Annotated in this window: 8 protein-coding genes, 1 tRNA gene and 1 pseudogene; 3 read left to right on the top strand and 7 right to left on the bottom strand. The window is 37.5% G+C overall.

The window, feature by feature from the left end; genetic code table 11:
- Window positions 1-198 precede the first annotated feature (198 nt).
- From SAGCYANO_RS00795 to SAGCYANO_RS00785, 3 genes are read right to left on the bottom strand one after another with little or no spacing between them, the layout of a single operon-like run.
- A complete protein-coding gene (locus SAGCYANO_RS00795) occupies window positions 199-591 on the bottom strand; it encodes an acyl carrier protein (protein WP_202218353.1) in 393 nt (130 codons plus the stop codon).
- Entirely contained in the window at window positions 563-2,365 is a 1,803-nt protein-coding gene (locus tag SAGCYANO_RS00790; protein WP_202218352.1) for an acyl-CoA dehydrogenase, read from the bottom strand. The genes SAGCYANO_RS00795 and SAGCYANO_RS00790 overlap by 29 nt, the downstream gene beginning before the upstream one ends.
- A gap of 44 nt (window positions 2,366-2,409) precedes the next feature.
- Complete coding sequence (locus SAGCYANO_RS00785; protein WP_202218351.1) at window positions 2,410-4,227, bottom strand: fatty acyl-AMP ligase; 1,818 nt, start codon at window positions 4,225-4,227, stop codon at window positions 2,410-2,412.
- 1,215 nt (window positions 4,228-5,442) lie between these two features.
- On the opposite strand from SAGCYANO_RS00785, the gene SAGCYANO_RS00780 reads away from it, so the two are divergent.
- The 3 genes from SAGCYANO_RS00780 (at window position 5,443) to SAGCYANO_RS48900 (ending at window position 8,419) form a co-directional block, all read left to right on the top strand.
- Window positions 5,443-5,775, top strand: coding sequence for a hypothetical protein (locus SAGCYANO_RS00780; protein ID WP_202218350.1), 333 nt, complete (start codon window positions 5,443-5,445; stop codon window positions 5,773-5,775).
- Window positions 5,776-6,269: 494 nt separating this feature from the next.
- Window positions 6,270-7,202, top strand: coding sequence for an RDD family protein (locus tag SAGCYANO_RS48905; protein ID WP_307785786.1), 933 nt, complete (start codon window positions 6,270-6,272; stop codon window positions 7,200-7,202).
- A complete protein-coding gene (locus SAGCYANO_RS48900; RefSeq protein WP_307785785.1) occupies window positions 7,184-8,419 on the top strand; it encodes a pentapeptide repeat-containing protein in 1,236 nt (411 codons plus the stop codon). Before SAGCYANO_RS48905 ends, SAGCYANO_RS48900 begins: the two co-directional genes overlap by 19 nt.
- 781 nt (window positions 8,420-9,200) lie before the next feature.
- Here SAGCYANO_RS48900 and fba read toward each other — a convergent pair.
- The 4 genes and pseudogenes from fba to SAGCYANO_RS00755 all read right to left on the bottom strand — a co-directional run.
- Window positions 9,201-10,271 (bottom strand): class II fructose-bisphosphate aldolase, encoded by a 1,071-nt coding sequence (gene fba / locus SAGCYANO_RS00770; protein ID WP_202218349.1) that lies wholly within the window; start codon window positions 10,269-10,271, stop codon window positions 9,201-9,203.
- Window positions 10,272-11,591: 1,320 nt separating this feature from the next.
- Window positions 11,592-11,663 (bottom strand) — tRNA-Lys (locus SAGCYANO_RS00765).
- 696 nt (window positions 11,664-12,359) lie between these two features.
- The gene (locus tag SAGCYANO_RS00760) at window positions 12,360-13,232 is read right to left on the bottom strand and encodes an aldose epimerase (RefSeq protein WP_202218348.1); all 873 of its coding nucleotides are present in this window, start codon (window positions 13,230-13,232) and stop codon (window positions 12,360-12,362) included.
- A gap of 301 nt (window positions 13,233-13,533) precedes the next feature.
- Window positions 13,534-13,822 (bottom strand): annotated as a pseudogene (locus tag SAGCYANO_RS00755) (hypothetical protein); the annotation flags it as partial.

Genomic DNA, 13,822 nt, shown 5'->3' with positions numbered 1-13,822 from the left:
AGCAGTAAACGTTTAAAAAGAGAATCTTACCACACCTAAACCTTCCGGTTTCTATAAACCAGGGGTTTAGACCAGAGCTGCTAAAAGCTAACAGCTAGTTAAACCCTGTCCTCGCACATCAGAGTATTATTACTGTTTGCGTAGCATCCCGCAGGGAAGTGCTGACCGCTGATAGCTGAATGCTAAAATATGAACCACTTACTTCCAGAAACTACCCCAACCTTTACCAGATTTTTCAGCAGGTTTTTCTGCTTCTTCTGTTTTTTCTTCAGAACTTTCCAGATTTTCTAATGCCTCAGAAATATCAAACTCAGAAACTAAATATTCAGCAGATTTTTCAATAGTTGGATAATCCCAAAATAAAGTAGAAGGTAACTCCAAATCTAGTTCATCTTCCAGCTCACCAACTAGAGTTACGGCATCAATTGAGTCCAACCCATAACGAGTTAAAGGTTCAGTAAATTCGATAGTGCTTTTGTCAACAGACAATTGTTCTGCTAACTTTTCAGCAATCCACTTTTGTAAGATTTCTAAAGGGGAACTTTCTGTTTTTGCTTCAGTATTAAGCGTGCTGGAGTTCTGAACTTGCATTTATTTTATTCTCCTGTTTTTGAGTTTGTGCTAGTTGAAAAGGAACAATAGAAAATACTTTATTTTCGTTATAAAGTTTGAGCATTTCTTGAGTAACTTTTTCCCAATATAATTGGTCTACTTTTTGTGAATGCCCAAAAGGTTGTAGTAAACGATTTAAACACAGTACCAACCACTCACCATCTGCAAAAAATTCACCCAATATTTCGCGATTATAAATCCACATATGCACACAAGATGCTGCTGCATGTAAAGCACAGTAATTTTTCGCTATTTCAAATAATTCTGGTGACTGGTCGTGACCAAACTCAAATGCTGAATTAGCAATTTGTTCATCGTGAGCGTTTACTTCTGCAATAACACACTCAGTCAGTGCAGTAATTTGCTCTAAAACTTTAGTGTTTAAATTAGCAGCTTTTAAATCTTTTAACTGTTCTAACGCAATTTCTAATCCTTGTAAAGCATCATCAGCACCCCGCCCTACAATTTCCAGTTTTTCTGGTTCAAAAGTAGGCAATTGTTTATCCAAGGAAAAGATGATTTCTAGACGAGATTTAATTCCTTCCATCTTAGCAGAATTCCGTCGAGAACGATTTTTTGTTAACTGACGGAACTGTAAAATTAGAGCATGCAAATTAACAGTTGTACTGCCATCAAATACACTAATAATTGAATTATCTCTCAGCACTTTTTGGAATATTCCCCAGTCATGTTCTTCCCGCATATAAAAGCGAGAACCTAACACTGATGAAATATTATTAATCATTGTTTCTAACTGAACAGTAACAAAATATTTCACCACTGCTGCCCAAACACTAAATTGCTGAGGAATAACATGAAATCCTCTTGCTGCTCCAATAGTTTCACAATCACAAATTAATAGGTCTAAAAAAGCATCTACCAGAATTTTCCTAGGTTGAGGAATGTCAAAAACTGTTTTATTGTAAATAACCCGATTAATAGCAAATTTTAACGTAGTTCTTAAAGCTGTATCTGCTGCTCCATGAGAAAAAGCTGCACATAAAGTTCGAGTAATTTGAAACCCTTTCAAAGCTACTTCTAGACCTGCTCCTTCCCCTTTTATCAACATATCTTCGGGAACAAAGCAATCCTTAAAACCTATCCCACTCATATCAGAAGCTCGAATTCCGTGAGTCAGAATTTTCGGTAAATTGTAGTAATTATCTGGGTCTAGTCGGCTTTTTTCTACCATAAACAAAGACAGCCCCCTAGCACCCCCATCTTCTTGGTCAGTCTTTGCTAATATATAAGATACTCCAGAAATAGTCGCACGATTTATCGGCCACTTTTCCCCATTCAGTAGATAACCTCCAGGAACTTTTGTTGCGGTCAAATCTCCACCAATGAGGTCAGCACCATGTTCCTTCTCTGAGTAACCAAGGCACATTGTCCCATGTTCATCTTTAATATAAGTTGCTAACTTTTGCTTTTGTTCCTCCGTACCTGCCATCCAGGTAAGAAAAGACCAAAACATAGTAGTAAAAGCAATTCCAATTGTTTGGTCGCGCCTACACAAAACTCTAACAAAGGCCACAAACTCTTCAAAAGAAGTAAACTCTCCCCCACAATTAACAGGGATATAGTAATGTTGTAGCTTCCAATTATAGAGCCATTCAACTTCCTGATGTGGAAATTCTTCACTCTCATCAATTTCAATGACTCTCTTGAAAGACATTGTACTGTCTGGATTTTCTGGATCGCCAAGAGAGCGCTCTAATTCTTCAGCTACCCAATATTGCTTGAGTTTATCCATGCTAAATCTCCTAAATTTTTTGTATGGGCGAATGCCATTCGCCCCTACGGGCTACTTTTCATTTGGGATGCTAATGACTCAACTTCTTCTTGTAACTTTCGATACTTGGAGGTTAGTTGAGGATTTTCACTCCAGTCAGATATCACGTCCAGGGTTCCGGCCATAAAATTGGAACGACAAGCACGACGTTGAATCTTGCCACTAGCAGTCTTGAGAATATTTCCTGGTTTAGCCAAAATCACAGCATAAGCTTGTAATTCATGGTCCTCTGAAACAGCTTGGCGGATATCATTGATGACTTTCTCCGTATCCAAATCTTGAGTGCGACGTTCTACCTCTTGAACAATAACTAAATGTTCATCACCCCTAACTTCCACTGAAAAAGCAGCACCATAATCTGGACGAAGTGCCGGGTGAACCTGTTGTACTGTCCACTCAATATCTTGGGGATAGTGATTTGTACCTCGGATAATAATTAAATCTTTAATCCTACCTGTAATATACAACTCCCCATCTTTCATAAATCCCAGGTCCCCAGTCCGTAAGAACGGACCTTCTCCACTATCTTTGATGTAAGCTTGGAATGTTTCTTTGGTAACTTCCGGACGTTCCCAGTATCCTTGAGCTACACTGGGGTCCGATACCCAAATCTCTCCCACTTCATCAGTAGCACATTTTGCTAAAGTTTCTGGATTGACAATAGCTACCTGAGTTTCACAAACTAAGCGACCACAAGATGGATAAGCTCTTACCCCTGTTGCATCGGGAGAAACTTTGACAATTTTATTTTTTTCTACTAGAGCTGTTGCATCTATAGTGCAAAGTACCGGTTCTGTGAGTTTAGGTTTAGCTGAAACCAGTAAAGTATCTTCTGCCAGCCCATAACATGGAGCAAAAGCATTCCAACGAAAACCACAAGCTGAGAAAGTCCCGTAGAAACTCTCCATAACTTTTGGGTTAATAGGTTCCGCTGCATTACCTGCTGCTTCCCAATTACTCAGGTCCAAAGTAGATAGTTGTTTTGGCTTAACTCGTCGAACACAAAGGTCATAAGCAAAGTTAGGTGCTTGAGAGTGGGTCGCTTTATAATTTGACAGAGCTTGCAGCCATCTCAGAGGTTGCTTCACAAATGAGAATGGGGACATTATGTAGCATGGAGTTCCGTTGTATAGGGGTTCCATCATTCCTTCCACTAACCCATAATCATGGAAGAAAGGCATCCAGGTAATAGTTTTGCTTTCTGGCGTGTACCCACAAGCTCTCTGTAGATAGCCTAAGTGATTAATCAAGTTTTTGTGGGTCAGCATTACCCCTTTTGGAGTAGAAGTAGAACCAGAGGTATACTGCAAATACGCTAGTGTATTGCCAGTAATACCAGGATCTTTCCATTCCTGAGCTATTTCTAGATCGACAGATTCAGTATCTATCCAGCGCATAGTCTCGAACTCAGGAAATTCATCAGCCACCTCTTCCACAAGAGAAATAATTGTGGCCGTTGTCATAACTATGGAAGCTTGAGCATCTTGAACGATCGCTCTAAGTCTAGGCAAAGTTCGTTTGAGACGACCTGCTTCTGGAGGAGGTACTGGAATTGCGATAACTCCAGAGTATAGACAGCCACAAAAAGCTGCTATTGCTTCTAGTCCTTGTGGATAGAGTAGTAAACCTCGCTCTCCTTTGACTTCATTTTTCTGTAAAAATGCTGCAATAGCTCGTACTCGATGCTCTAGTGAAGCATAGGTAAAGTTTTCCCCTTCTTTTTTGCCGTCAACCAAAAAAGTGTATGCTAGCTTTTCCGGTTGTTCTGCTGATAAAGTCTGAAGTAGGTTTATTAGGGTGGAATATTTCACTGTCTCACTCATTAGAATAGGACAAGTATTGGCTCATTATTATATATTCAGATATTATTTAGTTATCTGGATTGGACTTAGGATTTTACTTGAGATTATTTACCCTGAGTCATACACTTATTAGAATGTAATTTTAGTGACATTTACTTGTTTTGCTTAAGCCTCAAAGCTTGAGAAAGCGCTACAATAAGTGGGTTTTTAACTATGAGAGGGTAATTTTTTTTACTACACCCTTAGCCAATTTGTTTTATTCTGGCATAAGTTGATTGATGATGGCAACTTTTCGGTTGCTTCTTTACGGAATCTTTAAGTAATTCGGATAGGATTGCATGGAATTTTATCCTAACTTTATATTCTGTACGCCATTTTAGTTATCAGTTATCATTACCAACCGCTGTTTGCGCAGTATGACCTAGGAAATTCAGAGGCTGAAAATAATGAAGCTTACTTTTTTTATCCCCTTAAAAGGCTATGCTTTATAAACATCTTTCTTAACACAAAACTTGACAAAAGATAGAGGTTATGTACTAGCCATTCAATGGGTATTTCGGAGAGTAAACGTATTTAATTAGAGATTTTTTCTCCCCATCCCCCATCTCCCCATCCCCCCATCTCCCCATATACAGGGTTTCAGGAGTTCCTTATAAGGGATAGCTTAAAGGAGGCTTAAGACCCTCTTTTTGGTCAAATTTTAATACTATAAAATAGTACGGCAAGGGCAAAAATGGTGAAATACTTAACTTAAGCTTCCAAATCAAAAAATCTAATTGAACTGAAAGTAGGAGAGCTGTTAAGTTTGGCGAAGTAAGGAGGAGTCCAAAAATTCAGGGCTATTTCATTCTTGATAATCACCTGGGTGTGGAAAGCGTGGGAGGTTTGGGGACCCATCCCAAACCCCTCCTGGGAGGGGAATGTAGGGAGTGTAGAAAAAAACTACAACCATAAGGGTTGAATTAACTGTTTAGGGGTTCGATCTTTCCCATATCCTCCACCAACCTATACCTCCCAAACTCACTCCCCAAAAACGTTTCACCCTTAATGAAACAGCCCTGCCAAAAATTGGAATTTGATTTTTGTTATTTCCTTTTCCTTAATACTTGGTCAATCACCTAGATATTTTAGATTGTAGAGAATGATATTGGCTTTGTTGAGAATTTATAATTATTCCTAAGCAAATATTATCTATAATTTGATGAGTTGATGAGTTAAAGTAAAACTTTTTTTCCGATGAATCATTACAACGATAATAACTTCAAAAAAAATCCCGAAGTAGAGGAGGGATATGTATCAAGTTTACAGAACTCTCTATCTAATATTTTCAAATCGCTTCAAGGTTTTTATTCCCAAATTTTAAAATGGTTTCAAGAACTTCCTCAATGGGCAAAAATTATAAGTTTAATCGTTATTCCTCTATTCATAATCAAGATATTAGAGGCTATTATTAGTTTAGTTTCTTTGTTAATTACTATAGCTGTGTTTGGAGGTTCGATATATATAGGATATAAATTTTTATTCTTACCTAATTATTCAGAAACAGGTAAAAATGAAAGTGAAAAATAGAAATTAATTGTGATTATTGTGGCATTATATTGATAATTAATAACTCAAAAATATAGGTAAATTGATACATTAAAAATATATAAGTTTAAAGATGAGTATTAGATTTATTGGCAGTATTAATCTGACTTAAATTTGCTCAATTAAATTAATTCTAGTATTTACCTAGTAGTGTTAAAGAAAGTGTCAAAGCATTAGTTTGACCACAAAAGAATAATAGTATATAGTATTTCTGCGATCGTTTACCAACACTGTATGAATTGATTACAGTTTTTATCTGTTAACAAGATTTAGACATAACAGATAAGTTTGGAAAGTATGGGAAATATAGATATAGAACCAGTTTAAATGTAATATTAGCTCCTTATTTGTTCCTAGTTAGGAAAGTAAAAAAAAAGGGTGAAAACAGGTAGCCTTAATAGTAATACCATACTTACGGTGCAAAATAACAAAATAATTAGTCTAAAAGTTGAGAATACGAGAATAAGCACATCAATATGACAAGCCCAACTTTTGGTTCAGATATCTCAGATATCAATAATAGTAATAATCCCGAGTCATCGTGGCAGCCAAAATCCAAGCAACTACCTATATGGGTCCGTAGATGTGGTGCTTGGACTACCGAAGTATCCCTGGTTGTGCTTAGTGGAATAATTCCATTTGGCCTTGGTCAATTGGCTAATAATATCGGCACCAAATCTGTTCCTCTTAACCCAGTAGTAGCAACGACCACAGAAGCAATTGCCAATACTTTAGCAATTCCTTTACGAAACCGTTCTCAGAAAGTAACGCCTCCTGCTAATTTATTTTGGTCTGTAGCATTATTTGCTCCTGTCACAATTGTAGGTTGGCAGTTATTTTTGTTAGCCAGAACAGGTCAAACATTGCCTAAGCGTTGGTTTGAAATCAGAGTTGTCACAGCTTTAGGAACTTCTCCAGGCTGGAGAAAAATCCTTGTCCGTGAAGGCTTTGGGAAGTGGGGACTACCTATGGGAACTGCCTACTTGGTTTGGTATCTAACTGGGGCATTTCCTTCTTTGACCATTCTCTCGGCATTATCAGGATTAGCATTACTAGGCGATCTTTATTTTATTCGTTTCAATAAGCTACGTCGCGCAGGACACGATCGCTTAGGAGACACTTTTGTTGTAGATGCCCGTTCTGGCCAATTAGATTCTAATCCTTTTAATTTTATCGATTCTCAGACACAAGCTTCTACAGCAGCAATTGTTACTACTCACAAAAAATCAGAAAGTTTTCATCTTTGGCCTTGGATACGAAAAAATCCAGGTATGACTTTACTGATGATAACTGGTGTAGGTCTGGTCTCGGTTTTGGGGACAATTTTTGGAACTCAAGTTTATATTCAAAATCAAGCAAATTCCCGGAGTTTAAACAACAAGATAATGATATGTTTCTGGCTCTTGTGAATAAGTTGTCCCTGACTTCGGCTAAAACTCAGCAACGACGAGTGGCAGTTTTAGCTTTGGGTTCTACGAAAGATCCTCGTGCCATACCATTGTTAGTGGATTTGTTGGGGCAAGAAAATGAACCAAGTATACTTGATGGAATTCAACAATCTTTAGTTAGTGCTGGACCAACGGTAATACCGGAACTACGTCACTTAAATCAAGCTATCAAAAATGATCTAGATTCTCTCAGTTATGGAGGCAACTCTCAAGAACAGCTTTTAGTATCTCTGCGACTACGAGCAACTCAAAAGGCGATCGCTAAAGTTCTCAAAGTTTACAGTGGGTCGGTTAAAGAGGCTGACTTAAGTGGGGTTGATTTAGGCCAGAGAACTTCTGGTCCGGCGAGCTTTACTTTGATATTAGAAAATACTGATTTGTCTGGAGCGAAATTTAGAGGCGCTATTCTTAATCAGGCTAGTTTTAAGAATAGTCGCTTTTATGGACCAGGAAAAGATAATCGCTTAGGGACTTTTGATGATTTGATTGCTGATTTGAGTGGAGCAAATTTGATAGAAACGAATTTAACGGGTGCGGTATTTGGCCCAGTGGTGATGAAGCGTGCAGACTTATTTAGAGCAATTCTAAATAAAGCAAAAATGCCTGATTCGGTTCTGACAGAGGCCAACTTAAGCAGCGCTAAGTTAATTGAAACTGATTTACAGCGAGCAGATTTAACAGAAGCAAGTTTGACTGGTGCAGATTTAGGAAGTGCTAATTTATCAGAAGCTAATTTACGCAGAGCTCATTTAAGTAAAGTTAAGGCTGAAGGAGCTAACTTTCAATCATCTAATTTAATGGAGTCTAATTGGCAAGGAGCAAATTTATCAGGAGCAAACTTCAGTAGAACTAATTTAAGAAAAGCAGATTTGAGTTTAGCCCAACTAACTAATGTTAATTTTCGGAATGCTCAACTACAGAATGCTAATTTACGAAATGCTGATTTGAGTTTGGCAGATTTACGAGGAGCAAATTTGAGTGGAACTGATTTAAAAGGAGCTAAATTAGTAACTCCAAAACCAGCTCAATTAGATCAATTTTTGGCTAGTCCACTTGATACATTCAAATCCGATCATTTAAGAGGTGTTAATTTTAATTTTGCCAAAAATTTAGACCCTAATCAAATTAATTACATCTGCAAACAGGGGGGAATTCACGAGCAATGTATGAATAATTAGGGCTTGGTGAAAAAGTATGCATCGTAGGGGTAGGAGTCAGGAGACAGGAGACAACCCACCCCTAACCCCTCCTGGGAGGGGAGGGGAAGACAGGAGAAATAGGAATGAGGGAGGAGGTAGGAGTAAGAATTGTTCCAAGATTGTTCTGCCCAAATCTTGACCAAAATCAGCTCCTAATTGAACCATTACCACCTAAAACCTCGCACTTTTTGATACTTAAAAAGGCACTTACCTTTATCTGTAAATACTTTTAGATTTAATCAGCAAATCCTAATTAGGGTTTGGTGAAAAAGTATGCATGGTAGGGGTAGGAGTCAGGAGTCATAATTCAGGAGGAACTGGAAATTTAGAAGAGGTAGTTGGATGTATTTATCTCTTGATTTTTCTGTAGTTATTCTGCCTTTTATCCTAACTTTGCTATTCATTCTGACTTTCTAACTTCTAAATTCTGAATTCTGATTGATTAATAAGATAAGTTATGAACTAACAAATGGCATCGAAGCTATTCATTCTAACTTCTGAATTCTAACTTCTAAATTCTAACTTCTGAATTCTAACTTCTAAATTCTAACTTCTGAATTCTAACTTCTAAATTCTAACTTCTAAATTCTAAATTCTAAATTCTAAATTCTAAATTCTAACTTCTAAATTCTAAATTCTAAATTCTAAATTCTAAATTTTGACTTTTGACTTTTGACTTTAAAAAATGAGAAACCCTAATTATTTTCAGGGCTTCTCATCAACTAAACTAATTAAATATTTTATTTCAGAAATTAAACTGCTACTGCTTTTTAGTAGTCGCAGCTAATTCTCCACTAGCATATTTAGCAGCAAACTCATCCAAAGTGTGAACCTTAATTTTGCTAGCATTACCAGCAGTACCAAACTGTTGATAACGGTCTAGACATACTTGCTTCATGTACTTGATAGAAGGCTTCATAAAGTGACGAGGGTCAAAGTTAGAAGGATCTTTGGCAGCAGCTTCACGAATAGCAGCAGTAATGGCCAAACGGTTATCAGTATCGATGTTTACCTTACGAACACCACTCTTGATTCCTTTTTGAATTTCTTCTACAGGTACACCATAGGTTTCTGGAATTGAACCACCATATTGGTTGATCATTTCCAACAAGTCTTGAGGTACAGAAGAAGATCCATGCATAACCAAGTGAGTATTGGGTAGGCGACGGTGAATTTCTTCAATACGACTAATAGCTAGAATTTCTCCTGTAGGCTTACGGGTAAACTTGTAAGCACCATGGCTAGTACCAATAGCAACTGCTAGAGCATCTACTTGGGTACGTTCTACAAATTCTACTGCTTCATCTGGGTCTGTCAAAAGTTGTTCGCGAGAAAGGACGCCTTCTGCACCATGACCATCTTCTTTGTCGCCCATACCAGTTTCTAGAGAACCTAAGCAACCTAATTCTCCTTCGACACTTACACCAATGGAGTGAGCAACTTTAACTACTTCAGCAGTAACATTAACGTTATATTCAAAGCTAGCAGGAGTCTTAGCATCTGCCTCTAGAGAACCATCCATCATTACGCTAGTGAAACCATGGCGCATAGCAGAATAGCAAGTAGAGGGTGCATTACCATGGTCTTGATGCATGGCGATGGGAATATGAGGATATGTTTCTACAGCAGCAATAATTAAGTGACGTAGGAAAATTTCACCAGCATATTTGCGTGCCCCACGAGAAGCTTGGAGAATTACAGGACTGTCTGCTTCATCTGCTGCCTGCATAATGGACTGAATTTGCTCCATGTTGTTGACATTATATGCAGGAATTCCATAACCGTTTTCTGCTGCGTGGTCTAATAATAACCGCATTGGTACGATAGCCATACCTTGTCCTCCTATATTTTTTGTTATTAGCCGATCGGTAAATTTGATTTACTTAAGTTTAAATCTTACGACAATATTAAGACAAAATGAAGATTCTGTCTATCTATACTTTTTTATTTATTTATCTCAACGTTGGTTGGAGGCCCGCACTGTCCATCCTCCCTAGCTACCCTTTGAAAGCTATGTTTTACCCACATCTGTTGAATTATTTGCAGGATAGGGGTTCTGAGGGATAGGGAGAGGATAGGGAAGTGGAGACAAACCCGCCATTTCTGATTCCGGACAGAGGTGGCTAAAAGTGAATCAGGAATGGGTGTGCCATTTGATTTCTAGCAGCGTTGCTACTATAACCATCTCCCTACACTCCCCTCTTTGGAGCAGGGCTGAGAGCTGATTTATCAAGTAAATATTAAGAGGATAAATGCTTTACAGTGTAAGGGTTTGAGACTATCTAAGCCCCCAGAACATAGTTTTCAGCAAACCCATGCTAGAAAGGAGTTTCAACTCAGTTTACAAATCAGCTCTAATTCATGGTGGTCAGAGAATATTTACCGAAATATTGTGGTTTAAAGCCTCCCCTTTTAAGGGGATAATAAATAAAAATTTTCATTATTAGTCAATCCTATCCGTTTTAAAGGAGAGGTAATTCTAAATTATAAATTCTAAATTATAAATTCTTGAAAACCCTATATTTTTTGAGCCCTGTACTTCCAACACTTCCCACACTTCCCACACTTCCCACACTCTCCTCCTTTTTTCTAAGCGTGACAATAAATTGACCCTGCCTCTTTGGAGGGGTTAGGGGTGGGGACCCACCCTCACCAAACTCTTGATCTAATTAGGGTTTGCTTATGGAAAGTCTTTTTGCTGGGGTAGGAGACAACCCACCCTAACCCCTCCCTGGAGGGGAAGACAGGAGACAGGAGAAATGGGTCGGGAGCGAGGAGGTATGGAGTAAGAATTGTCCCAAGATTGTTCTGCCCAACTATGAGCCTAAAATACGCTCCATGCATGAGCATGAAGAGCTGAGGGGGGCACACTTTTAAAGGCACCAAAAGACACTTGTCTTTATATGTCAATGCTTTTAAATTTAATCAGCAGAGCAATAATTAGACCGATGCTATCAGATTTGCTATGAGGGGGTGTGTTGGAGTGTTTTTCAACCCTTTTCCTGTATTGCCTCTACTCAACTCCCGACTCGTAGCTCAAAAATTTTTACTCGGGCTAATATTCCATAAGGCTTCTATTAATATAAAGGCAAAATATTCATAGAGCAGGGTTTAAGCTCTAAATTAATAATTTTTAAGTTTTTAATATTAATGGGTCGCCCGGGATTCGAACCCGGAACAAATCGGTTAAAAGCCGAGTACTCTACCGTTGAGCTAGCGACCCTTCTAAATTTTGTCTTATTTCACACTTCCACTAAATATAGCATAGTCATAATTAATATTGCAATACCTTTCAGAAAAAAATTTGAGATTTTGTGAAAAATTTATGGACAATTTAGTTATTTTCTATGCATTATGAACTTCATAGCGAATGGACAAATCAACACTAAACTATATGATAGTCCTAAAGATTTAAGAATATTCATTATTGACTTCTCCCTCGACTAAAGTACGAGGGATTCTAAGCAGTTGTTCCAAATCGGGTTAAAACCACGATTCTGAACGACTACTAGCTGTCACTAGTCTCTTTTTCTAGTGGGAGTAGTCAAAAACCCCCTAAACGCTCAGATAGGCTGAATATTTCACCTACATTGCACTTACTTTCGCGCGTCGCTTTCGTGAGTGGTTGCCTATACCAGTCTGGCAGATTCAAATAGCTACTTCAGCTGCGTTGCTTGCCTGTCCCCTGGAACTTTACCCGAATCAATCGGTTAGTTTCCTACTGGCTGGAATTTCACCTGTACTAGCTTCAGATCAACACTATCAACCTTGTTCCTACTCGCTTGTTGTCATTATAGCCAAAAACACGGGGTTAAAACCCCTCTGTGTCATTCAACCCGGGATAAATCCGCGTGGCTTTCTGACTGATTCTCTGTAAAATCATTACTTGTTTACCATTTTAAGTATATCATATCAAGTATCACAAAAATGTTGCAGTGAGTCTAACTACCATTTCACATGAAGCTCCAGGCTCTAAATCAATCAAGCGATCGCCTGTATTTAGAGAATTTGGAGGAGCTGTCCATGGTTCTAAGCAATAAAATTCTTCATTTTTAACTGTCCAGAATGCCATAGTTGAATAAGTAGATGTATAACTCAAAATAATCTTTAGACCACGGCTTTGGTCGTAAACGGTAGTGGCCAAGCCTGTTAATTTTCCAAATATTGCATCTACTTCATCTTGATTAAGGTCAAATTTACCATCATTATCGTGGACTTTTCCTGTTTTTGTTTCCACATATTGCATTGAAGGGATATCAAAGCGAAGCTGATGCTTATTTGGAGCAAAAAAATAAGGATGTAGCCCTGTCGAAAATTGCATCCTTTCTGTATTGCTCAAATTGGTGTAAACTTGGAATATTTCTAGAGAATTACCTTTTACTCGATAAGTAAAAGTTAACTTAAAATCGAAGGGATAAACAGTTTTTGTTAATCTATTACTGGTTAAAACTAGAGTTATTGAAGCCCGGTCTTTAGTAGACTTTTCTATGACTTCCCAAGGTAGTTCTCGTGCAAATCCATGTTGTTTGAGAAAGTAATTATTACCATTATATTTATATATATTATTCGGCAAGTTGCCACAAATAGGAAACAGGATAGGTATACCACCTCTTACTATTAATTCTGGATTTTCCAACCTTTTGGAATCAAAATAAAGTAGCTCCTGATTATTAATACACCAACTTGTAATTATTCCTCCTCTCTCTGGAATGACATTTATACTAGAATTAAATCCTAAATCAGAGAGGGTATAAGTTTTGTATTGTTTTTGTTGAAGTGCGATGGCAAACACAGTTTTTAATTCAGGAATTGATTATTTAATATTGGGCATTGGGTGATGATAACTAGAAATAAAAATCAACTTGCTTGGTGATTTGCCCAATAATTATTTAAACCTCTAGTTTTTATATGATTAAAGTATAGTAATTTCCGAGAAACCATCAATTTTTTTAGATAGTATTTTCATTTTGCACTTTATTCTACATCATTGTATACCTCCTATTTTTAGCAATCTATCCACAGGAATAATTGAATAGAAAAAACAGAGTATGTAGCCATAACTATTATAGTTATTCATGTTTGTATGATTTTAATTAAATTCTTAAACGTGGCAACTCAATAAAAGGTTCCTTGATAAAAGGTTCTTTGATAAAAGGTTCTATTGCTTCTTTAGCAGTTGCTTCAGGATTCAATATTGGTGGTAGAGGAAAACTATTCTGACTATCTACACCTACTTCTCCTTCAGGCAAATTCTGAGGAGCGTCAATGGAGTTTTGCCCATTTTCTGTACTTCTAGGTGGTAACTCAGGTAAAGTAGGAGTTGATAAAGTATTAGAATTCGGTCTATTTGAATTAGAATTATTACCAGCAAACTTTACAGAA

It is taken from the genome of Okeania sp. KiyG1 (genome assembly GCF_014132355.1).
Lineage (GTDB): Bacteria > Cyanobacteriota > Cyanobacteriia > Cyanobacteriales > Microcoleaceae > Okeania.
The sequence above is the reverse complement of the archived record's forward strand: the minus strand, read 5'-3'. Positions and strand labels throughout refer to the sequence as shown.

Excerpts from the sequence above, each read along its gene's own strand:
- SAGCYANO_RS00780 (WP_202218350.1), top strand. The coding sequence starts at position 5,443 with ATGAATCATTACAACGATAATAACTTCAAAAAAAATCCCGAAGTAGAG.
- fba (WP_202218349.1), bottom strand. The coding sequence starts at position 10,271 with ATGGCTATCGTACCAATGCGGTTATTATTAGACCACGCAGCAGAAAAC.
- SAGCYANO_RS00785 (WP_202218351.1), bottom strand. The coding sequence starts at position 4,227 with ATGAGTGAGACAGTGAAATATTCCACCCTAATAAACCTACTTCAGACT.
- SAGCYANO_RS00795 (WP_202218353.1), bottom strand. The coding sequence starts at position 591 with ATGCAAGTTCAGAACTCCAGCACGCTTAATACTGAAGCAAAAACAGAA.
- SAGCYANO_RS48905 (WP_307785786.1), top strand. The coding sequence starts at position 6,270 with ATGACAAGCCCAACTTTTGGTTCAGATATCTCAGATATCAATAATAGT.
- SAGCYANO_RS00790 (WP_202218352.1), bottom strand. The coding sequence starts at position 2,365 with ATGGATAAACTCAAGCAATATTGGGTAGCTGAAGAATTAGAGCGCTCT.
- SAGCYANO_RS48900 (WP_307785785.1), top strand. The coding sequence starts at position 7,184 with ATGTTTCTGGCTCTTGTGAATAAGTTGTCCCTGACTTCGGCTAAAACT.